Origin of the sequence: Hymenobacter lapidiphilus, from assembly GCF_003417065.2 — a bacterium.
In the GTDB taxonomy this organism is placed as follows: domain Bacteria; phylum Bacteroidota; class Bacteroidia; order Cytophagales; family Hymenobacteraceae; genus Hymenobacter.
On sequence record NZ_QVLT01000026.1, the window covers coordinates 12,345 to 32,542 of the forward strand.

The following is a 20,198-nucleotide window of genomic DNA, read 5'->3' on the forward strand; positions in this document are numbered from 1 at the left end:
CAATGTACAGGGCTTGGTGGCTACCCAACTTCAGACGCAGAGTAGGGCCAGGGTGCGGCAAATAAGGAGGAGTTTACGTGCTGCGATTAGTCGTCCACAAGATGTAAAATGGTGAACGCCGCCAGCAAAGTTGGTTCGATAAAGTAGCCTTAGCCATTAGGGTTGGGTGGGCAGCAATTGGGCCACGGGTACCCAGCGCCCGTTCAGCACCACCCCACGCACGCGGCCTATGTTGGCAATGTTTTCTAAGGGGTTGGCATCAAGCAGCACCAGGTCAGCGGCTTTGCCGGGTACCAGGGTACCGCGTTGGTCTTGCTCGCCCAGCCAGACGGCCGCATTGTAGGTCGCCGCCCGCAACGCCTCGTAGGGGCTCAGGCCCAGTTTTACGAGCAAGCCCAATTCTTGCGCCATGCTGTAACCAGGCACCACAAACGGGCCATCACCGGGGCTAATCAGAAACTGGACCCCGGCCTTATGCAGGATGCGAAACGCTTGGCCGTACGTCCGCAGCGCCGCCGTGAGCTGGGTGAAAGCCGCCGTAGGGGAGCCGCCCGGCTTGAGCTGCTGGTTTTCGGCCGTCCACCATTCCTGCCACTCCTGGCGTACCGGTGGACTGACGTAGGCCAAGCCCGGCAGGCGCTGCAAATAGTCGAGGGGATACTGAAGCCAGCTGACCTCGTACCAATATAAATCGGGGCAGGTAAAGATGCGGTCGGCCGCCATTTGCCGGGCCAGCTGCCGGAACTGCACCGAGTCCTGCAGGAAGGCCTCTACGACGGCTTCAATGTGCTCCACGGAAGCCATGCGGGCGGCGACGGCCCCGCGCAGCCCGCTGCGGGGCGCATGCCCGGCCACTTTGAACCCCAACTGGTGGGCATCCGTCAGCAGCGAGTCGTAGTGCGGGGCTGTCAGGCCGCCCAAGTATTTGGCAAAGTCGTAGCCGCTGGCTTGGTAGCGCGCCAGCAAGACCCGGCCTTTCCGGGCGGAATAGCTTTGGTCGCGGTTGAATACGGGAGAACCGAGGTAAAGGCGGGGGGCCAAGGCGGCAGTGCGGCGCAGGCTGTCGCGCCAGTGCAGGTGGCTGGAATCGCCCCGCATACTGCGCAAACCCACCACACCGGCCGCGAGTTGAAGCCGAAAATACGTGTTCAACGGATGCAAGGTGCCCTCCTTGCCCGGCAAATGCGCGTGCATGTCTATCAGGCCGGGTAGTAGGTATTTGCCTCGGCCATCGAGCCGCACAGCCCCAGCCGGTAGTTTAACCTGGCTTGCCGCCCCGATAGCCTTGATTCGTCCCCGTTCGATGAGAACCGTCTGCCGGCGTAGCACGGTGTCTTGGTTCATTGGAATCACGTTTACCTCGGTGATTGCCAAGGGAGTAGCCGCCTGGGACCAACTCCGTTCACTGCGGCCAAGCAGCCCGATGGTCAACAGGGCAAGGACTAAAATACGCATAAAACGGGGTGGGTAGTGGTATGTGTGAGGGCCCTAAACAGGCAATAATTTCCGCCTCCTAGGTCGTCCTTTAACTAGGAAATATGCTATACAAAGGTAGTAGAAATGCTAGGCCAAAACCCGTGCATATTTCCAGAGTCGTCCAATAACAGATGCTACGTTAAGCGCCGACTCCGCGAAGGGAGCCCGCCCGCAGCGGGCCGTTTTCGCTTTCCGGTCCCAGTAGAGTGCCGTCGCTAGTTGCCAGCAATCCGTTACTATTGCTCCTGGACTGTTTCTAACTAAATCCATCCGCTAAGAATATGCGAGGTCTCCTGCACCACATCACTCAATTGTTGATCGCCCTAGCGCGCAGTATTACGTGCAGTATGGGTATCCATCCGTAGCAAGGATTCCAGGTAGCGGGATAGGCCCCGGAACCGTTTGGGCTCCCGTTCCTTTTATTTGCTTCTCTGGTTGCCGCCACGAGCCCCACGGGGGTGGTTACGCTTCGGCGGCCAACCGGTAGCTGGTGCTGCGCCCGCCGGCGCCTTCGTGCACCAGCACGCCCTTGGCCAGCAAGTCGGCGATGTCGCGGCCGGCCGTGTCCTGCGAACAATGGGCCATACGCGCCCACTTGGCCGTGGTGAACTTGCCCTCGAAGCCGTCGAGCAACCGCGTGAGCAGTTGCCGTTGTCGTTCGCTGAAGGGCGTCGGCTGGTGGCGCTCCCAGAACCGTGCCTTGGCCAGCACCTGGCCCAGGGTGTGTTGGGCGGCGTGCAGGGCCCGGCCCAGGCATTTCAGGAACCACGTCAACCACGGCGTGACGTCCAGGAAACCGCGCTGGCTGGTTTCGAGCAGGTCGTAGTACGCTTGGCGCTCGGCCTGGATCTGCGCCGACAGGCTGTAGCAGCGCTGGCCGCTGCCGTCGGCCCGGGCCAGCTGCAGGTCGGCAATGGCGCGGGCGATGCTGCCGTTGCCGTAGTCGAAGGGGTGAATCGTCACGAACCAGAAATGGGCCAGGCCGGCTTTGAGCACGGGGTCTAGGCCCTGGTCCGCGTTGAACCACGCCAGGAACTACTGCATTTGCGCGTCCAGGCCCGCGGCCGGGGGCGCATCGTAGTGCACCCGCTCGCGGCCCAGCGGCCCGGACACGACCTGCATGGGGCCCGTGCGCCCCGCCACCACCTGCACCGGGTACAGGCCGTTGTAGCCGGTGGAAAACAAGGCCGCGTGCCAGCCGAACAGGCGTTCCGCGCTCAGCGCGCGGTGGCCTGCTGGGTGGCGTCGAGCAGCATGGCTACCAGGCCCTCCACCCGCCGGTCAGCGGGGGGCAGCGCGGCCTGTTCGAGCCCCAGGTGCCAGGCAATGGACGAGCGCACCGACGCGGGGGGTAAAAGCTCGCCCTCGATTTCACTGGACTTGAGCACGTCGAGCGTGAGCGTGCGCAGGGTGGGTTCGGCCCGCAGGTCCACGCCCAAGGCCTCGAGCCGGCCCAGCAGGCGCCCCTGCCGGTGGCGCACCGCGCCCAGCAGCGCTTCCAGGGCCGCCGGGTCCCAGGTAAAGGCCGGCCACTCCGGCCGGTGATGAATGTAGGAGCCTAATCTCCGCATAATCTGCGGTGAATACACCCCTTATTCGCCGCACGCCCCCGCCTCGGCGGCTTTTTCACGTGGTGGGGGTGGCTACGGGACTGGGCAAGGGCTGGACGCGCAGGGTCACGCCGCGGTGGTGGAGGTACGTGTAAAACGTGGCCTTGCAGATGCGCAGGCTCCGGGCCATGTCGTCGACGCTCAGCGCGCGGGCGTTGTAAGAGCAGTTCCGCCGCGCGGGCCGTGCGCTGGGCTTCTTCCGAGAGGCCGGGCTTGCGCCCACCCACGCGGCCGCGGCCAGCCCGGCCAGGGTATGCTCGCGGATGAGCTCGCGTTCGAACTCGGCGAGCGAGGCAAACAGGTTGAGCACCAGCCGTCCTTGAACAGAGGACGTGTTGATGGCGTCGGTCAGCGAAATCAGGCCAATGTCCCGGCGTTGCAGGTCGGCCACCAGGTCGAGCAGGTGCTTTAAGGAGCGGCCCAGCCGGTCGAGCTTGTAGAGGTAGACCGTGTCGCCCGGGCGCACCTGGAGCAAGAGCTTGTCGAGTTCGACCCGCGCGGCCAAGGCGCCGGAGGCTTTTTCCTGGTAGATGAGCTCGCAGCCGGCCTGGGTCAAGGCGTCGAGTTGGAGTTCTACATTCTGGTCCCGGGTCGAGACGTGGGCGTAGCCAATCTTCATGCGGAGGAGTTTACGAAACTCATCTCCTAACGGCGTTTCCTAAACTTTGATTGGTAGACGAGTTTCTTAAACTCGACAACAGCAGCAAAGCCCTGTCTACGGCCTTCACAGAACTTGTGAGTTCTTTAGCTGTATAGTCCCAAAGTGTGATGGTGTGTTTTTCGGGCTGGAATTTCGCACGCACCTATGGGACGAGTACTCCACGGCAGCGCCCGCACAACGTAGGCAATACGGCGCGCTATCCAACACAGCCAGGAAAGCCTACAAAGCCTAGCCACGCGCTACAGTATCAATCCGAAAACAGTGGCCAAGTGGCGCAAGCGCCCCACCGTCTTGGATGCGCGCATGGGCCCGGCGCCGGTTTCCACGGTATTGAGCATCGAGCAGGAAGCCATTGCCGTGGCCTTTCGTCGCCACACCCTGCTGGCGCTCGATGACTGCTTGTACGCGCTGCAGGCCACGATTCCGCACCTGTCCCGTTCGGCCCTGCACCGCTGTTTCCAACGCCACGGCGTCAGCCGCCTGCCCCTGAACGAAGACGGGCAGAGCCCAGCGAAAAAGAAATTCAAAGATTACCCGATTGGCTACCTGCACGTCGATTTTGCCGAGGTGCAGACCGAGGAAGGGCGCCAGTACCTGTTCGTCGCCATTGACTTCCGCCAGTAATGTGGCGTTTGCCGAACTCCACCCGCGGGCCATACGGGTCGTGGCGGCCGAATTTCTGCGGCGTGTGCTCGATAAGCTGCCCTATAAAGTGCACACTGTACTGACCGACAATGGAGTACAGTTTACGCCGCAGGCACATCAGTTCCTGCCGGGTGGGCACAGTTTTGACCGCATCTGCCGGCAATACGGCGTGGAACACCGCCTCACTAAACCAGCTCACCCGTGGACCAACGGCCAGGTCGAGCGCCTAAACCGCACCATCAAGGAAGCGACGGTCAAGCGCTTCCACTACCAGACCACCGAAGAGCTCAACGAGCACCTACAAGCCTTTTTACTCGCCTACAACCACGCCAAGCGTTTGAAGACCTTGCGCGGGCTGACACCACACGAATTTGTCTGTGCCCAGTGGAAAAAAAAACTCACCAACCTTACTCGAGACCCGATCCACCTCACTCTGGGACTATACAACTAGTGCTTCATGGCACCCTTCATGCCGGGAGCTTTTGCTTTGCCTAGCTGGTCGAGGGCGGCGCGGAAGCCGGTGGCTAGCTGCGCGGCCGGGCCACGGCCGTAGTAGTGCAGAAACATCATGCGCGGCTCATCGAAGAGCATGTGGTTGTGCACGGCCACCACTTCCAGGTTGTGGGCGCGCAGCGCTTTGATAACCGGATTCACCTCCGCTTCGAGCATGGCGATGTCACCGGCAATGTGGGCGTCGGCCTGCTTACCGGCGAAAGCGGCCCAGGAATTCAGGCCAATGGCGGCCGTCATTTCCGTACCCATCATCAGCGACTGCAGGTCGTCGCGGCCCACGGTGTACTTGTAAGTGGGGCCGTTTACGGTGCCTTGTTTACCGGTAATCTTATCCAGGGCCGGCAGGTTGAACAGCTCCTTGCCCGTGGGCGGCCCGGCCGCGGGGGTGGCGTTGTTGCCCGCCGCAGCCGCGGGCGCACCGGCTGGTTGGGGCTGGTTAGCCGGCAGCAGCTTGGAGTCTTTCAGCGCGGCGGCAAACTTTTGCGCCAGCTCGGCCGGGCTGCCCATGCCGTGGATGTGCATGTAGAAGATGCGGGGCTCCTCATAGAAAAAATGGTTATGCACGGCCCCGATTTCCAGCCCCTGGGCCAGCGCGGCCGATATGAGCGGGTTTACTTCTTCCTGCAACAGCACCGTGTCGCTCATGAGCATGGCCGAGTTGCCATCCAAAGTGTGCTTAATGGCCACCCAGCCGCCGAAGCCAAAGGCAATGGGTACTGGCTCCCCCTTGATGCTCACTTTCAAATCATTGCGCGGCAGCGGTGTACTGTGCGTGGCTTGCGCGGCCACGTACGTGCCCTTTTTGCCCATTGCTTTTTCAATGGCCGCAATGCTAGCGGTACTCAAAGCCGGAGTACTACCGACCGGCAGCAAAGGAGTTTGCGGGGCGGCACTCAGGGCTTCGGAACCACCAAGCAATGTGGTGGTGCCTAACAGCGCGGCGGCCCGTAGGGCGTCGCGGCGGGAAATGGGGGAATTGGTCATTAGATTTAGAATGATTTTTAGGGATACGCCCTTTTTTCGTTAGAGGAGTTAAGCCATCCTGCCGAGCAACCGATTAGCGTCCCCTATTGGTTACGATGTTTATCCTATTCCCAGTTGTTGCAACCCGTATCCCAGCGCCGCGCCACCCAGCACCAGCCAGGCCGAGTTGACCTTATAGCGCAGCAGCAGCACCGCGCTGACCAGCGCCAGCACCACGGTGGGCACATCCAGCAGGGCCGTGCGGGCCAACGTGAGCGAAACGGCCGCCATCAGGGCCCAGGAGGCGGCGTTCAGCCCGTCGAGGAAGGCCCCGGCCAGCGGTGATTGCCGCAGCTGTGCCACTAGCTTGATGCTGAGCCCCACGAAAGCAAACGCGGGCAGGAAAATGCCCACCGTAGCCACCAGCGCCCCTTGCCAGCCCTGCAGCACGTAGCCCACGAAGGTGGCCGTGGTAAACACCGGCCCTGGCGTTACCTGCCCCACTACCACGGCGTCGAGCAATTGGCCCTGGCTGAGCCAGTGGAAGCGCTGCACCAAATCGGCGTCGAGGAAGGCCAGCAGCACGTAGCCGCTGCCGTAGAGCACCGAGCCGATTTTAACGAAGGCCAGCCCCAGCGGCAGCAGCCCCAGCGGGGCCGCCGCCCCGGTCGGCGCGGTGCCCGCCCCCAGGCCCACGAGTAGCGGCAGCAGCGCCAGCGCCGCCACGGCCCCCACCAGCTTGAGCAGGGCCGGCGGCACGGTTTTGTGCGCCAGCGTCGGCCAGCTTAGCGCACTGGTTGCTAAGCCCGCCGCGAAGAGGAGCACCAGCTCGTTCGCGCCCAGCAAACCCAGCCCGAGGGCCGCCCCGGCCACGAGCCGTAACGACCAAGTGCTTAAAGCCGATTTGCCCAGGCTCCAGAGCGCCTGCGCCACCACGGCCACTATCACGGGCTTCACGCCGTAGAGCACTCCCGTGAGGGCCGGTAGCGTGCCGAAGCGCACGTAGGCCCAGGCAAAGGCCATAACAATAAGCATGGCCGGCACGATAAAGCAGGTGCCGGCCACCAGCAGCCCCTTCCAGCCGCGCCGCTCGTAGCCGATGTGAATGGCCAGCTCCGTGGAGTTCGGGCCGGGAATGAGGTTGGCCGCGCTGAGCAAGTCCAGAAATTGCTGCTGGGTGAGCCAGCCCCGGCGGCGCACCACCTCTTCTTCCATCAGGGCGACGTGCGCGGCCGGCCCGCCAAAGGCCGTGGCACCCAGGCGCAGGAAGAGCCGGGCCAGCTCGGCCAGGGAAGTGGGCGTGGACGTAGGCGTGGTGGGGGACATTTTACCGTTGGTCGGGGTGATACAAGCGGTGGTCCATCGACCAGCGGCCCCCACCTTCAATCAGTAGAAAAAGACTGCCCAGCAGCATGGCCCAGTCGGTGCGGCTGCCGTGCAGCAGCTCCCAAAAGCCGTCGTTAACAAACACCTCGACCTTGGTGGTGGCCAGGGCCACGAGCATGATGATGAGCAGCGGCAGCGAGGCCAGGCGCGTGAGCAAGCCAATGAGCACCAACAGGCCGCACACCGTTTCGAAACCGCCCACGACCGCGCCGAGAAACTCGGGGGCCGGCAGGCCAATCTTGGCAAAGCGGCCCGCGCCGCGCTCGGCGGGCAGAATGAATTTCTGGAGGCCTTCGGTGAAGAACACCAGCCCCACCGACAGGCGAATCAGCAGGGTAGTGGCGGAGGAATCGGTACGCAGCAGGCGGCGGAGCATGGGCGCGGGAAAGGGTACAGCCCGAAAAGTCGGGAAACAGCCCGCAAGGTCGGCAGGCCCGCGCACCCGGCTGCGGTAGAATTATGCCTATTTAGGGTAAAATCAGGAAATGCTCTGCCGGTACTCGCCGGGCGACTGGCCGGTTTGCTGCCGGTAGAACTTGTTGAAGTACGAGGGGTCGTCAAAGCCCAGAGCGGCCGCAATCTGCGCCACCGTTTGCTGGGTAAACAGCAGCTGCCGCTTGGCTTCCAATACAATGCGGCGCGCGATGACGTGGCTGGCTGTTTGACCCAGCGCCTGCTGGCACTGCATGTTCAGGTAGCGAGGCGTCACGCCCAACCGGGCCGCGTACTGCTTCACCAGGTGCAGGCGCGGGTAGTTTTCTTCCACCTGCTGCTTGTAGGCCTGCACCAGCGGGGGCAGCGGCCGGCTGCGGCCCTGCGGGTTGGGGTGCCCGCGCCAGAGCTGCACCAGCAGCACGTGCAGGTACGCGGCCAACGTCGCCGCCAGGTGGGGCGCGTCGGGCTGCTGGTACTCGCGCGCCATCAATTCCCACACGGCTGGCGCGTCGGTGGCCGGGGCCAGCGTCAGGGCGGCGGGCAGCTCGTCCAGGGCCACCGGGGCCGGGTGCTGCTCCAGGAATTCTTCCTTCACCATGAGCACGTAGCCGCGGGGCACCTCGCTCAGCTCCCAGTGGTGCACCTGGCCCGGACAAATCAGGTAGTAGGTATGGGGCACCACCGGGTAGCGCTGGAAGTCGATGTAGTGCCAGCCCGCGCCCGCGGTCAGGTAAATCAGCTCGTAGTAGCGCTTGTGGCCGTGCGGGCGGGTGGTCTTGATGACCTCCTTCATGCGCGTCAGGCGCACGGCCAGGCCGGGCAGAAACTTGTCTTTGACGGGAATAGCCGGAGCGGGGGGCATGCGCAACAGAACAGGTACAAATACGGACAGGGCGGCCCGAAAGTAACAGATTACGAGCCAGCCTCCGAAGTGCCTTTCACCTTGTGATGGGCTCTACCTCTATGGTAGCACTACATATATTGCAAACTCTTAGCGGGAATTTCAATTCTTACTAGTGCTACCCCTGACAAGTATTGTCAGACCGTCCTCGAAATAAGGACGGTTTTAGCACTCTTGGTTGGACGCGGCCCGCGTGGTACTTTGCTGAGAAATCAGGCTCCATTTTGGGCGTTTACAATACTCATTTCATCAACGCGTTTGGTAAACGTTGAATCGTAGACGGGTTTCTTAAACTCGCCCCGCATTGATGGGGCAGTCAGCCCACCGAGTGTATGGTTGATTCCTGCTGTTCACCGAAACGAGGATTTTGATTTTGAGCAAGAGACTATACTTTATATCCGGCGTGGTAGCTACCATAGCGGGCATACTGCTCGTTACTGAGAAATTCTACCGGCATCTGATGAAGGAGAACTGGTCATGCAGCGGCGGCAATGCCGTTGATTGAGCCAATGGGTGGCAATAAGGCCCGCCGAAGCGCCATATTGCACCAGTTGCAGCAGTGGCCAGCGTTCGGCCAGCAGGGCTGATACCACGAACACGGCAAAGAGTCCCCACAGCATCAGCCGCAGCCGGGTGGAGGAGTGCCGCCGGGTAGCCAGGGCCACCAGTACGCCACTCAGCACCAGAAAAGCCAGCTCCCAACGCTCTGCCGTGGCCCCGGGGTTGCGGGTGCCCCACCAAGCCAGCAGTAGCGGCCCCACGGCGCAATGCACCCCGCAGAGCAGGGCGTTCAGCACGCCACCGTAGTCGGCGGCGCGGCGAAATGAAAAGGTGCGCATCGGCTTAAAACGCGGGCCAGGGGTCCGGAAAAGAGCCACCGTGCTGCCAGTGGCCGATTTCGGCTTCGGTGCAGAGGCAGGCTTCCAGCTCCTGGCGCACCCGCGCCTCGGGCACGTCCTGGCCAATGAAGACCAGTTCATTTTGACGGTCCTGAAAGCGGCCGTCCCAGCGGGCCATGATAATGTCCCGGTTTTCCTGGAAGGTCGGGTTCAGCTCGGGGCGCTCGATGGCTGCCCACCACGAGCCCGCGCTTTCGGTGCGCAGCGAGCCGCCAGCCTGGCCCCAGTTCAGGGCATCGGCGGGGCGCGAAGCCAGCCAGAACAGCCCCTTGCTACGGATGACTTCGCCCGGCCAGCCATCCGAAACATAGTCCCACAACCGCTGCGGGTGGAAGGGGCGGCTGTCGCGGAAGACGAAGCTGCCGATGCCGTATTCTTCGGTTTCGGGGGTGTGGTGGGCCTTCTTCAGTTCCTCCTGCCAGCCCCGGCTTTGTTCGGCTTCTTCAAAATCAAACAGGCCCGTGTTGAGCAAATGCTCCAGACCAACCTTGCCGAAGCTAGCTTCGACCACGCGGGCACTGGGATTTAGCTGCTGCAAAATGGCCTTCAGCTCGCCCAGATGGTGGGCCGTGACGAGGTCGGCCTTATTGAGAACGATGACGTTGGCAAACTCTACTTGCTCGGTGAGCAGGTTCACAATGGCCCGCACGTCCTGCGGGTCCGCTTCGTTGAGCAGGCGGTCGGGCAGGCGGTCGAGGCTGCCGAAGTCCTTGGCGAAGTTGAAGGCATCCACCACCGTTACCATCGTGTCGAGGCGCGAAAAGCGGCTTAGGTCCACGGTCCCGTCCTCGCTTACGAAGGAGAAGGTTTGGGCCACCGGCAGCGGCTCCGAAATGCCGGTGCTTTCGATGAGCAAGTAGTCGAAGCGGTTTTCCAGGGCCAGCTTTTCCACTTCCAGCATCAGGTCTTCGCGCAGGGTGCAGCAGATGCAGCCGTTGCTCATCTCCACCAGCTTTTCCTCGGTGCGTGAGAGGCCGCCCTCGCGGGCCACGAGGGCGGCGTCGATGTTGACCTCGCTCATGTCGTTGACGATGACGGCCACTTTGAGGCCCTCGCGGTTGTGGAGTACGTGGTTGAGCAGCGTGGTTTTGCCCGCACCCAGAAAGCCACTCAGCACGGTAACGGGCAATCGATGGGCTGTTGTTGTGGGGGCCGTAGGGGCCGTGTTGCCGGCAGAGGTGGTCATAATGCGGTTTGTAAAGCAGCTGGCCCGTCGTAGGTCAGCCGACAAAAATAAGGCGGGGGATTCTTTTATGCAACTAAGTTGCATAAAAGAATCCCCCGCCTTATTTCGCTGCGAATGAACCGTTATTTTTTGGCTTCCCCCAGCAGTTGCTGGTGCTCCGCCTGAATTTTTTTGTGGTCATCAACCAGTTGGCGGTGCTCCTGCTGCATCTGCTCGTCTTCGACTTTCATGCTGGCGTGGTCAGTTTGCATGGCGGCATCATCCACAGAGCCGGCCCCGTGCTTCTGCTCCAGTTCGGCGTGGCGGGCCAGAATGGCAGTGTGCTTGGCTAGCACTTCCTTATGTTTGGCAATGAGCGCCGAGTGGCGGGCTTCCAACTTTTTGAAAGCGGGCGTTCCATCTACCTTGGCAGCAATGGCAGCGGCCAAATCAGCGGCGTGGTCGGCTTCCAGCACCGAGTCGGCTTCTTCCATAGTACGGTGGTCGGCCTCCATCTTCTGATGATCGGCCAGTAGCTGGTCGTGGGTAACGGCTCCGGTGGCGGTAGTGGCCGTAGTGGCCGTAGTGGCCGTGGCGGTTTCGGCCGACGGCTGACAGCTGGTAACGGTGAGGGCCAGGGCCAATAGGGCGGCCGGCGCGAGCGAAATAAAGGAACGGGCGTTGGTCATGCGTAAAAAAGAAAAAATGGTACGAGTGCAATTACGCAATAACGTTTCATAAAGGCTACCAACACCTCGCTTTTGCCGGCCCGTTAGGAGGCGGGAGCCACTGGGCTGGGAGCATTAGACTAACCGCCGCCAGCCACCACAGGGGCAACGCGGCGTTCGGTCTTTACCCGGCTCATTCACTCATTGAAACGCTGAGTACCGCCACCCGGCCCCCGACCGTGCTAATGGCCAAACAGCAGTCGTTGGGCATCCATTGTATGGCGCTGATGGCACTGCCGAAATTGCAGATTGCCACGGGGTGCGGATGCTGGCCAGGGTGCCACAAAGCCAGGCGGCCGGCCACGTCGGCGGAGGCCAGCAGCGGGCCCTGGTGCTGTCCGGCTAGCGCCCGCACGGCCGCTTCGTGACCAGCCAGACGCAGGGGCTGAGCGCCCAGCCCGGTTGGGGTAGCCGGCCAGACCAGTACCTGAGAGCCGTGAGCGGAAGCCAGTAGCCGGCCCCCGCTGCACCAACTCAGGTGGCGGGCCGGACCGCTGAGCCGGCGGGGCGGCTGCCGGTTGCTGGGCCGGTCGGCGGGCAGCCGCCAGCATACGAGCCGGCCATCGGGCGTGCTGGTGGCCAACCGGCTTGCTGGGGCGTTCCAGGCAGCATCACCCAGGGGAAATTCGCCCGGTATGACGTGGTGCGGTTCCAGCACGCCGGCCGCCTCCAGCCCGTGAAACTGGCGGATAGCGTTGGCGCTTGTGGTGGTCAGCTGCCTGGAATCAGCTTGCCAGTGGAGACTTGTAATGGTGGTGGAGTGCTGATAATAGCCTAGCGGTAAACCCAACGCGTCAAGCAGGTGCAGCGTCGAATTGCAGGCGGCGGCCAGTATCCGGCCGTTGGGAGACCAGCTCAGTTGCTCTATCCACCCTTGCCCCAGTAGCTGCCGGCCGGCTACTTTGCCGGTATAGGCGTTGCGGAGCGTGAGCTGGCCGTCGGGGCTGCCAGTGGCTACAATGGGCGCGGTGGGACACAAGGCCAGGCTCAGGGCTCCATCCGTCCGGGTCCAGTCCTGGAAGCCGGTGGCGGCGGACAGGCGTAGCAGCCGGCCGCTCATCGTCAGGACCAGCACGGCATTGTGGTCGCCTGCCAGGCCATTGCGCGGACGGACTCCCCCATTTCCGCCGTCCAGCGCAAGGTGGGTCGTATTACGGCAGCGGGGGCAACTGTGGAAGTCGCCAGGATTGGCAGGGGCAGCGGAAATTCAGGGGCCAAAGACATGGGCACAAAGGGTAAAGGGAACTCAAAAGCAACTCGGTTTAGCTTGGCTGGCACTTGGCGCAGAGGCCGGAGAGCAGGTAATCGGCGGCGGTTACGCGCAGTGGTGTGGGCAGTTCTACGGCGGGCACGGCTATATCGCGCAGGCAGTAAAGCCGCAGGCAATTGGTGCATTTAAAATGCACGTGCGCCTGCCCCCCTGGTCCGGAAATGGCGTAGCGCACGATTTCGCAGCTGTCTAGTACCCGGTGCACAAGGCCCTTCTGCTCGAAGGTGCGCAGGGTGCGGAAGAGCGTAATCCGGTCGGAGGCCACGCTGAGCTGGCGCTCTATTTCGCGGCCCGATAACGCGCAGGGTGACTCTAACAGCAGCAGCAGCACGGCCCGGCGCACGGGGGTGTGGCGCAGGGCGTGGCGGCGCAGGGCCTGTCGAACCGGGTCAATAACCATAGAAGCTGAAGTCAAGAGTACCAGGGAAAGCTGCTTTCAGGTAGTGAAACAGCAGCGGCCTTACGGGCGCATGGGCAGGGTGCGCCCCAGAATCAGGTCGCGGCTCAACAGCCCGCCCACCCGGTTGCCCACCCCGATGGCGTTGGCCAGCTGGTGCATCATGGTGCAGTTATCGCCCAGCGCGTACACGCCGGGCACGGTGGTCTGGTTCAGCTCGTCCACGCGCAGCAAGCCCAGCTCATCCAGCTCGCAGCCCAGTTGCGCGGGCAGGTCGCAACCCTGCTGCCAGGGCACTTTGGCGTAAAGCACCCGTAGCGGCAGGGCGCGGCCATCGGCCAGGCCCAGGCCATCGAGTTGCGGACCGGTGTGCAGTAGGGCGGCTACGGGCGTTTCTTCCAGGCTCACACTGTGCTGCGCCAGCAACGCCCGCACGTCGGCCCCAAACGTGGCGGGGCCGTTGGTGAACACCGTCAGCTCGCGGGTCCAGTTCAGGAGCATGGCCACCATGTGGGCCACCATTTCGCCGTTCATCCACAGGCCGGTGGGCTGGTCGGCCACCTCGTAGCCGTGGCAGTAGGGGCAGTGAACAATGGACGTGCTCCAGCATTCGGCAAAGCCGGGCAGGGGCGGCAGCTCATCACGCAGGCCGGTGGCCAGCAGCAGCGTGGGGGCCGCGAAGGTGCCGTGGGCGGCGGTGGTTACTTGTAAGGTGCCATCGGGCAGCTTTTCGGCGGCGGTGGCGCGGGCTTCCAGCAGCTGCACCGTGGGGTAGGCGGCTACCTGCTGGCGGGCGCGGGCTGCCAACTCGGCGGGCGCGTCGCCGTCGTGCAGCAGCAAATTGTGGGCGTGCGGGGTGGTGCGGTTGCGCGGCTGGCCGGCATCGAGCACCAGCACCCGGCAGCGGGCCCGGCCCAGGGCCAGGGCGGCGCTCAGGCCGGCATAAGAGCCGCCGACGATGATGAAATCTATTTCAGAAGCTGCCATAGTACTTGTCTAAAAACTGTTTGATGTAGCTAACCTTGCCGATGGTCTGCTGCTGACGTGAGTCGAGTTGGCTGTTGTCCAGCTCGTTGAACACTAGGTACACGTAGCTCAGGGGCTGAAATTCCCAGCTGGCGCGCACGTTCCAGCGGGCCAGGCGGGCGGCCGAGCTGTACTGGTAGAAGGCCGTGAGCTGCACCCGCGGGTTGAGCGAAAGGCGGGCTTATTGAGGCGGCCGTCCACGTTAACCGGCCCCGTAGCCCGCACGGCCCGCACCAGGAGCAGCCCGGCGGACGGCGCGAAGCTGGGTACGTCATGGGCGTGAGCACGGCTAGTGGTGGGCAGCAACAACGGCAATAATGCCGGCGCGCTTAGCTCGATGTGGGAGCAACATGTTCTCAGCTGATGGACCCGTCAGAAATGGACCAGTGTGTGCTCACTGTCAAGCTCTCTGCCAAGCTAAGCCGACTACAATCCGCAAGCCCACGTTTACTACTCATAACAGCACCGCCATGAACTGTGGCCGGCAACGCACCAGCGTTGGAAAAAACAGGGTTCTGTAGTCGCTCTGCCGGCGGGTTGTCTACGTGGCCGAGGCAGCAGGAACGCTTGGCTCCGCCCACCTTAAGCTGACCGGCGGACACCTCCGCCGAACCCGTCCGGGGCGGCCTTACTCCCCGCGCACAAAAAAGCCTCCGCATAAGGCTTGTGCGGAGGCTTTTTGTGTGTGGTTGCGGCGTGGTTTAGTGAACGGCGTCCGATTCGAAACCCAGCACGGTCAGGCGCACCGGGCGGGCAGTTACTTTGTGGCGGACTACCGTACTGAAATCGTCCAGCTTGATTTGGTGCACCTCGCCCAGCGTGGGCACGGCGATGTACGCGAATTTTTCGGTGGCTTCTAAAACCGGTTTAAAGGTATCAGCAGCTGGTGTGGCCGCGAGTACGTCGCCCTCCTTTTTGAGGGTGCCGGTGACCAGGTCATAGATTCGTAGCTTACCGTCCAACGTCAGCACCAGCAGGTTTTTGCCGGCATAATCGGTTTTGCACTGGAAGGCATCGTTACCGGCGTAAATCGGAGTGATTTTGTTGTCGACCAGATTAATCAGGTAAGCGCCTTTAGCGCCCGAAAACCCGATGAATTTACGCGCCTCTTTGGCATAAAGAACCGTACCCAGGCGGAAAGCCCCGAAGTCCGTGGGGTTAGGAATCAGGCGTTGCTGGCCGTTCTTGTTCACCACCAGTACCCCGGCGCTGGTGTTGGCAGTGGACGTCCAGGCCCCGAACACGGCGTTTTCACCGTCGGAGGCGTTGCCGTGAATCGCGCCGGTCTGCAGCGTGGAGGCGTGGGTCAGGGCACCGCGCTTGTCAATCACCTGCACGCGGGTGGGACTGGCGCCGCTGGCGCTGGCCGTCGTCACGGCGTAAGTATCATTGCCGAAATGGGCCATGGCCCCGTGGTGGGGCACCAGGCCCGCGTTGACAACCGTGAAACGGGCACCGGAATTGTGAAAATTCGTTTCGTTGCTCACGCTGAGCGTACCGTCGCCGTCGTTGAAGATGAGCGTTTCGGCTCCACTGCTTTTGAAGTGGGCCGGCCGGGGGGCCGTGGACGTTATGGCACCCCACTTGGGCGTGCCTTTTACATCGATATGGTCGCCATGCGACTCCAAGCCCGTGTCAAACATTTTGACCAGGTTCTGCGGGCCGTAAAGCACCCCGGCAAACCGGCCCGAAGCCGTTGGGTATAGCGTGCCCAACGGAAAATCCGTGTCGAATGAAGTAATGGAAGCATCGCGCGGGGTAATCTGCGTGAGCTTAAGGTCCTGTTCGTCGGTAACGAGCACCCGGACGTAGCGGTACTCTTTAACGTCGGGAGCTACCTCGCTTTTGTCGTTTTTGTCGCAAGATGCCAGAAGCGTTGCCGCCGCCAAGCTCAGCGCCAGCTGAAGGGTACGATGAGTGAGTCGGATGTTTCTCATGATTGAAAAGAAGAAAGAAATTGTCGGGACAAAGGTAAAGCATAATTTGCAACTATGATGCGTTAAATATGCTTTGACACACTTCCTGCCTTGGCTGCATCTAGGTAGATTAATAGCTTGTCATGTTAATAAAAAGCGGTAAATGACTTGAAAAGCAATATTTTGTCAACTTATTTTGCATTCTAGTTTGATAAATAACAGTTGCTTTTATGCAATAAAGATGCAAATACAAGTTCTGCTTGGGTCCTGACACGAATGCATTAGGCTGGGTTTTCACGCGGAAACGCTACTTGGCCACTTGTGAAAGTGGTTATTCCGTCAAAAGAAGACCCCATATAATCCGCTCGTCAAAACTGTTTGATGTAGCTAACCTTGCCGATAGTTTGCTGCTGGCGTGAGTCGAGACGGGAGTTATCCAGCTCGTTGAAAACCAGGTACACGTAGCTCAGGGGCTGAAATTCCCAGCTGGCGCGCACGTTCCAGCGGGCCAGGCGGGCGGCCGAGCTGTACTGGTAGAAGGCCGTGAGCTGCACCCGCGGATTCAGGGCCAGGCGCAGTTCCGGGCCCAGCAGCCAGGCGTCCTGGTTTTGTTTCTCGATGCCCACATTGCGCAGGCGGTTGTACTCGCCGTCGAGGCTGAGGGCGGCGTGGGCCGAGGGCGAATAGCGCAGGCTGGCTTCGGCGCGGCGCAGCGTGCCGTTGAAGTAGCCGCCGCTGCTGGCCGTGGTGCCGAAGTAGAGTTTGCTCGACGGGTCGGTGGCGAAGCGGACCTCCACGCGGTTGTAACGGTAGCGGCCGGCCCCAATCAGCACCCCCACCGGGTCGAAATCCACGGGTAGATTCTGGCGGTTATGCTCCAGTTTCAGGTAGAATTGGCCGCCGCTTTGCAGCAGAAAAAACAGCGGGCTCACCGCGAAGGATCCCTCCTGAAACTTGCCGTCGCTGGCCCCCTGGTACACATCCACCGAAAAATCGGGCTCGATAGAACGGATGAATGTTGGCTTCCACGCCGGCCGCCAAATCAGGTAGCCGTAGGGGTTGTGGTACACCAGGTCCTGCCGCGCCACGAAGCCCATGGCCGGCCGGTAGGCGCGCGTGATGACGCTGTGGCTGGTGGACACGAAGAACTGGTTGGTGCTGTAGCTGGCCCGCACATAGCCCGCCGCGCCCTCGCCCCCCCCGCCCCGCGTGAGCGAGCCCGACAGCAGGTAATTGAGCGTGAGCGGCTGGCTGGGCCGGATGAGGCCGTCCACGCTCACGGTGGTATTCTGGCCGTAGGCGCGGCCCTCGTCCGCGGCCTGGTCGTAGCGCGAGGTCACGAGCAGGCCCACGTTGTTCTGCTTCCCGTAATTTTTCAGAAAACGCCCCACGCCGAAGTGGGCCGGGGCTTGGCCGCCAGCAAAGTCTTCGCCCTTTTGATGGACGTAGAGCCCACCAATGCCCCGGCCCACGGTGCGGTCGGTGTAGCGGGCCCCGCCGGTGAGGGGCAGCGGCAGGCCGTTGTCGCCGAGGCCGATGGTGCGCGAGAAAAACGGCTGAAACAGCGGGGTGCTGGGCGCGAATAGCCCGGCATTCTCCAGAAAAAACTGCCGCCGCTCCGGGAAGAATACGTTGAAGCGGCGCAGGTTAATCACCTGCCGGTCGGCGTCGGCCTGAGCGAAGTCGGTGTTGACGGTCAGGTCGAGCACGGCGTGGGGGTTGAGGGCCCACTTCACGTCGCCGCCTACTTTCACTTTCGTGTCGATGTCAGTAGGCTGGTCGGGGCCGTCGCGGCGGCGGTCCTGCTGCACCACCACGTAAGGCTGCACCCGGATATTGGCCGAGGCGGCCGGGGGCTGGAGGCCGCGGACCACGGCCGCGTAGCTCATGCGGGCGTTAGTGTAGGCGCGGGGCCAGCCGGGAAAACCGGACGTCTGGTTGCGGCGCCGGGCCAGCCGCACGAAGTTGATGCCCCATTCCACGGTGTCCGCTGGGCTTTTGCCGCTGCCTTTGCTGGCATTCTTGCCCGCCGTTGGGTAACGCAGCGTAGCCCAGGGCAGCTGCATTTCGGCCACCCAGCCCGAGTCGGTGCGGGTGGTGCGCACCTTCCAGAGAGCGTCCCATTCCCGGTCGAACAGGTTGTCGTCGAACGCCTGCAAGTCGCGCTGGGCCCCGTAGGGGTTGGTCTGAAAGCTCATTACGTTGCGCCGGGTCAGGAACGGGTCAAAGCCCACGCCGAACAGGTCGTGGTCGAAGAAGCCGAAGTCGCGGCGCATATCCGGGGCCCGCAGCCCGGCGCGGCCCAGCGAATCGGGGCAGAACGCGCCGATATAGAGGTTCTTATCATCGAAGATGATGCGCACGTCGGTGTCGGGCCGGGCGGCCTGGCCCTGGTTGGGCTCCACCTGCCGGAAGTTGCGAACGACCGGCGCGGCTTTCCAGGCGGCCTCATCGAGGCGGCCGTCCACGCTCACGGGGCTGGTGGCCCGCACGGCGCGGATAACGGGCGGCACGGGCGGCGGCGCGAAGATGGTGGCATCCTGGGCGCGGGCGTCCGGGCTGGTGGCCAAGCTAAAGCAGAGCCCACTCAGAAAAAGCCACCAATACTGATTGAAAAGACGCATAGCAGACAATGAATATTAGCGGGGCTTGCGGGCTACCAGCTTCACCAGCGGCAAAGCAAAGACGAAGGAAAAAAGGAGTTTCATGGCAGGAATTGAAAGAAGGAAGAAGGTTATTCGGACCCGATAGCAGCGGTAGTGGCGGCTACCTCACCCGCGCCAGCCGGCGGTAGCCAAACAGTGCCAGCCCCACCGCCCACAGCAGCAGCGGCCAGGCGCTCCAGCCCACAGCCCCCAGCGAAGTAGGAGCCGATTGGTAATCAAACTCCGGGAATTTGTTCAGGTCCGCCCGGCCGAAAGGCTTGCCGCTCAAATCGTAGTCGAAGCTGAAATAGCGCCGCTGCTGCTGGTAGGCCAGCACCGCCCGCACGAAATCCTGGTGGTGGTTCAGCTCGGTTTGGGCCAGCTGGTTGCAGGCGTTCAGGGCGGTGTAGGCGGGGTTGAGCAGGTTGAAGCCCAGCGTCTGCTCATACAGGGCCGCCTGCTCCCGCGCCTGCACGGCCCCGACGGCGTTTTTCTCCTGCTGCTCCAGCTCCACGTAGGCCACGAACCGAAACTCCGACGTGTCGCGGGCGGGGGCGTAGCGGGCCTGGGCAAAGCGCGGGGCCGCCTGCTGAAACGCCTGAGTTAGCCGGGGCATGCGCCAGTACCACGGGCCGTCTTTCTTCCGGCTCAACGACACCAGGCGCATAGACTCCGGGTCGGTTTGGCGCTGGCTGAGCGCATAATTGAGCGTTGAGGGAATGAGCAGCAGCACCAGCACCCACACGCTCAGCAGCGTCAGGGCATTGAAAGCGGAGCCCCGGCCCAGCGCGGCCACCGCGTACGTGGCCGCGCCCCAGAAGCCCACGTACAGCAAACTCACCAGCAGCCAACCCACCATTTGCGCCAGCTGCGCGCCGGGCACCCGGTTCAGCAGGAAGCCCGCCCCGCTCAGCGCCCAGACGGCCGCCAGCGTCAGCCCCACCCGGAACAGCAGCTTATAGCCCACCACCGCCCGCACCGAGCCGGCCTGCACCCGCAGCAGCGCGTACGTGTGCTGCTCCTGCTCTTCGCTCAGCACGTTGTGGCCGTAGGCGATGAGGAAGAGCGGCACCAGGAAAATCAGCACGAAAGCCAGGTCGAAGTTGCCGGCCAGCAGCTTGTCGGGGTTGCGGATTTCAGTGGTTTTGCCCTCGTTGGCGTTATCCCAGGGCACGGCGGGGTAGTAGTACGGGTACACGTCGCGCTGCCCGATAGAGAGGCCCGCCAGCGGGGCCAGGGGCTGGTACACGATTTTATTTAATTCCCGGTCCGTGACCACCGCATCGTGCGCCCAGCGCCAGTCGCGCTTGCCCGCGTCGGTGAGCGTATCGGCCCGGAAGCGGGCCAGGTGCTTGGTCAGCCGGGCCGCCTGGCTGGCATCGATGCCGCGCAGCACGGCGCGTTGGGTTTGCGCGAAGGCGTGGCCGGCGTACAGGCCGTAGGCCCCGGTCAGCAGCAGAAACAGCAGCCCGCCAACCAGGAGCTTACTGCGCCTAAACAGCTGCCATTCGTGAGCAAAGACGGTTTTCCACATAAAAATTCAAGACTAAAAAAATAGCTGA

The 20,198-nt window shown here is 62.6% G+C and carries 18 protein-coding genes and 1 pseudogene; 1 reads left to right on the forward strand and 18 read right to left on the reverse strand.

Annotated features, from left to right (window positions below; translation table 11 throughout):
• Positions 1 to 156: 156 nt before the first annotated feature.
• From D0N36_RS14260 to D0N36_RS14270, 4 genes are all read right to left on the reverse strand, one after another.
• Complete coding sequence (locus tag D0N36_RS14260) at positions 157 to 1,344, reverse strand: amidohydrolase family protein (RefSeq protein ID WP_190242684.1); 1,188 nt, start codon at positions 1,342 to 1,344, stop codon at positions 157 to 159.
• Between the two features lie 594 nt (positions 1,345 to 1,938).
• Complete coding sequence (locus D0N36_RS20115) at positions 1,939 to 2,472, reverse strand: Fic family protein (protein WP_317191478.1); 534 nt, start codon at positions 2,470 to 2,472, stop codon at positions 1,939 to 1,941.
• Positions 2,473 to 2,693: 221 nt separating this feature from the next.
• Complete coding sequence (locus tag D0N36_RS20120) at positions 2,694 to 3,047, reverse strand: DUF4172 domain-containing protein (protein ID WP_317191479.1); 354 nt, start codon at positions 3,045 to 3,047, stop codon at positions 2,694 to 2,696.
• 55 nt (positions 3,048 to 3,102) lie between these two features.
• The gene (locus D0N36_RS14270; protein ID WP_116942471.1) at positions 3,103 to 3,705 is read right to left on the reverse strand and encodes a recombinase family protein; all 603 of its coding nucleotides are present in this window, start codon (positions 3,703 to 3,705) and stop codon (positions 3,103 to 3,105) included.
• Positions 3,706 to 3,933: 228 nt separating this feature from the next.
• On the opposite strand from D0N36_RS14270, the pseudogene D0N36_RS14275 reads away from it, so the two are divergent.
• Positions 3,934 to 4,843, forward strand: a pseudogene (locus tag D0N36_RS14275) (IS481 family transposase).
• Here the strand turns inward: D0N36_RS14275 and D0N36_RS14280 are convergent.
• The 14 genes from D0N36_RS14280 to D0N36_RS14345 all read right to left on the reverse strand — a co-directional run bounded on the left by D0N36_RS14280 (position 4,840) and on the right by D0N36_RS14345 (position 20,170).
• Entirely contained in the window at positions 4,840 to 5,889 is a 1,050-nt protein-coding gene (locus D0N36_RS14280; RefSeq protein ID WP_116942472.1) for a DUF1259 domain-containing protein, read from the reverse strand. The pseudogene D0N36_RS14275 and the gene D0N36_RS14280 overlap by 4 nt on opposite strands.
• 99 nt (positions 5,890 to 5,988) lie before the next feature.
• Entirely contained in the window at positions 5,989 to 7,194 is a 1,206-nt protein-coding gene (gene chrA / locus D0N36_RS14285; RefSeq protein WP_116942473.1) for a chromate efflux transporter, read from the reverse strand.
• Between the two features lies 1 nt (position 7,195).
• Positions 7,196 to 7,630, reverse strand: a complete 435-nt coding sequence (locus D0N36_RS14290) for a DoxX family protein (RefSeq protein ID WP_116942474.1) — start codon at positions 7,628 to 7,630, stop codon at positions 7,196 to 7,198.
• Positions 7,631 to 7,732: 102 nt separating this feature from the next.
• The gene (locus tag D0N36_RS14295; RefSeq protein WP_116942475.1) at positions 7,733 to 8,551 is read right to left on the reverse strand and encodes an AraC family transcriptional regulator; all 819 of its coding nucleotides are present in this window, start codon (positions 8,549 to 8,551) and stop codon (positions 7,733 to 7,735) included.
• Between the two features lie 473 nt (positions 8,552 to 9,024).
• A complete protein-coding gene (locus D0N36_RS14300) occupies positions 9,025 to 9,429 on the reverse strand; it encodes a MerC domain-containing protein (protein WP_116942476.1) in 405 nt (134 codons plus the stop codon).
• Between the two features lie 4 nt (positions 9,430 to 9,433).
• Positions 9,434 to 10,675 carry a GTP-binding protein gene (locus tag D0N36_RS14305; RefSeq protein ID WP_116942477.1) on the reverse strand — a complete coding sequence of 414 codons (1,242 nt, stop codon included), beginning with the start codon at positions 10,673 to 10,675 and terminating at the stop codon, positions 9,434 to 9,436.
• Positions 10,676 to 10,797: 122 nt separating this feature from the next.
• The gene (locus D0N36_RS14310; protein WP_190242685.1) at positions 10,798 to 11,343 is read right to left on the reverse strand and encodes a hypothetical protein; all 546 of its coding nucleotides are present in this window, start codon (positions 11,341 to 11,343) and stop codon (positions 10,798 to 10,800) included.
• A gap of 172 nt (positions 11,344 to 11,515) precedes the next feature.
• Positions 11,516 to 12,457: a WD40 repeat domain-containing protein gene (locus D0N36_RS14315; protein ID WP_147320913.1), complete on the reverse strand. Its 942-nt coding sequence runs from the start codon at positions 12,455 to 12,457 to the stop codon at positions 11,516 to 11,518.
• Between the two features lie 187 nt (positions 12,458 to 12,644).
• The gene (locus D0N36_RS14320) at positions 12,645 to 13,067 is read right to left on the reverse strand and encodes a Fur family transcriptional regulator (RefSeq protein ID WP_147320914.1); all 423 of its coding nucleotides are present in this window, start codon (positions 13,065 to 13,067) and stop codon (positions 12,645 to 12,647) included.
• A 45-nt stretch (positions 13,068 to 13,112) separates the two neighbouring features.
• The gene (locus D0N36_RS14325; protein WP_116942481.1) at positions 13,113 to 14,036 is read right to left on the reverse strand and encodes an NAD(P)/FAD-dependent oxidoreductase; all 924 of its coding nucleotides are present in this window, start codon (positions 14,034 to 14,036) and stop codon (positions 13,113 to 13,115) included.
• Positions 14,023 to 14,232, reverse strand: coding sequence for a hypothetical protein (locus D0N36_RS14330; protein ID WP_116942482.1), 210 nt, complete (start codon positions 14,230 to 14,232; stop codon positions 14,023 to 14,025). The genes D0N36_RS14325 and D0N36_RS14330 overlap by 14 nt, the downstream gene beginning before the upstream one ends.
• A gap of 544 nt (positions 14,233 to 14,776) precedes the next feature.
• Positions 14,777 to 16,012 (reverse strand): hypothetical protein, encoded by a 1,236-nt coding sequence (locus D0N36_RS14335; RefSeq protein ID WP_116942483.1) that lies wholly within the window; start codon positions 16,010 to 16,012, stop codon positions 14,777 to 14,779.
• Positions 16,013 to 16,359: 347 nt separating this feature from the next.
• A complete protein-coding gene (locus tag D0N36_RS14340; protein WP_116942484.1) occupies positions 16,360 to 18,615 on the reverse strand; it encodes a carbohydrate binding family 9 domain-containing protein in 2,256 nt (751 codons plus the stop codon).
• Between the two features lie 142 nt (positions 18,616 to 18,757).
• Positions 18,758 to 20,170 carry a DUF3526 domain-containing protein gene (locus D0N36_RS14345; RefSeq protein ID WP_116942485.1) on the reverse strand — a complete coding sequence of 471 codons (1,413 nt, stop codon included), beginning with the start codon at positions 20,168 to 20,170 and terminating at the stop codon, positions 18,758 to 18,760.
• Between the last annotated feature and the right edge of the window lie 28 nt (positions 20,171 to 20,198).

Bases quoted from the DNA above. Each gene is read 5' to 3' on its own strand.
- D0N36_RS14270 (WP_116942471.1), bottom strand. From the start codon at position 3,705: ATGAAGATTGGCTACGCCCACGTCTCGACCCGGGACCAGAATGTAGAA.
- D0N36_RS14345 (WP_116942485.1), bottom strand. From the start codon at position 20,170: ATGTGGAAAACCGTCTTTGCTCACGAATGGCAGCTGTTTAGGCGCAGT.
- D0N36_RS14260 (WP_190242684.1), bottom strand. From the start codon at position 1,344: ATGAACCAAGACACCGTGCTACGCCGGCAGACGGTTCTCATCGAACGG.
- D0N36_RS14325 (WP_116942481.1), bottom strand. From the start codon at position 14,036: ATGGCAGCTTCTGAAATAGATTTCATCATCGTCGGCGGCTCTTATGCC.
- D0N36_RS14335 (WP_116942483.1), bottom strand. From the start codon at position 16,012: ATGAGAAACATCCGACTCACTCATCGTACCCTTCAGCTGGCGCTGAGC.
- D0N36_RS20120 (WP_317191479.1), bottom strand. From the start codon at position 3,047: ATGCGGAGATTAGGCTCCTACATTCATCACCGGCCGGAGTGGCCGGCC.
- chrA (WP_116942473.1), bottom strand. From the start codon at position 7,194: ATGTCCCCCACCACGCCTACGTCCACGCCCACTTCCCTGGCCGAGCTG.
- D0N36_RS14290 (WP_116942474.1), bottom strand. From the start codon at position 7,630: ATGCTCCGCCGCCTGCTGCGTACCGATTCCTCCGCCACTACCCTGCTG.
- D0N36_RS14310 (WP_190242685.1), bottom strand. From the start codon at position 11,343: ATGACCAACGCCCGTTCCTTTATTTCGCTCGCGCCGGCCGCCCTATTG.
- D0N36_RS14300 (WP_116942476.1), bottom strand. From the start codon at position 9,429: ATGCGCACCTTTTCATTTCGCCGCGCCGCCGACTACGGTGGCGTGCTG.
- D0N36_RS14280 (WP_116942472.1), bottom strand. From the start codon at position 5,889: ATGACCAATTCCCCCATTTCCCGCCGCGACGCCCTACGGGCCGCCGCG.
- D0N36_RS14340 (WP_116942484.1), bottom strand. From the start codon at position 18,615: ATGCGTCTTTTCAATCAGTATTGGTGGCTTTTTCTGAGTGGGCTCTGC.
- D0N36_RS14305 (WP_116942477.1), bottom strand. From the start codon at position 10,675: ATGACCACCTCTGCCGGCAACACGGCCCCTACGGCCCCCACAACAACA.
- D0N36_RS14295 (WP_116942475.1), bottom strand. From the start codon at position 8,551: ATGCCCCCCGCTCCGGCTATTCCCGTCAAAGACAAGTTTCTGCCCGGC.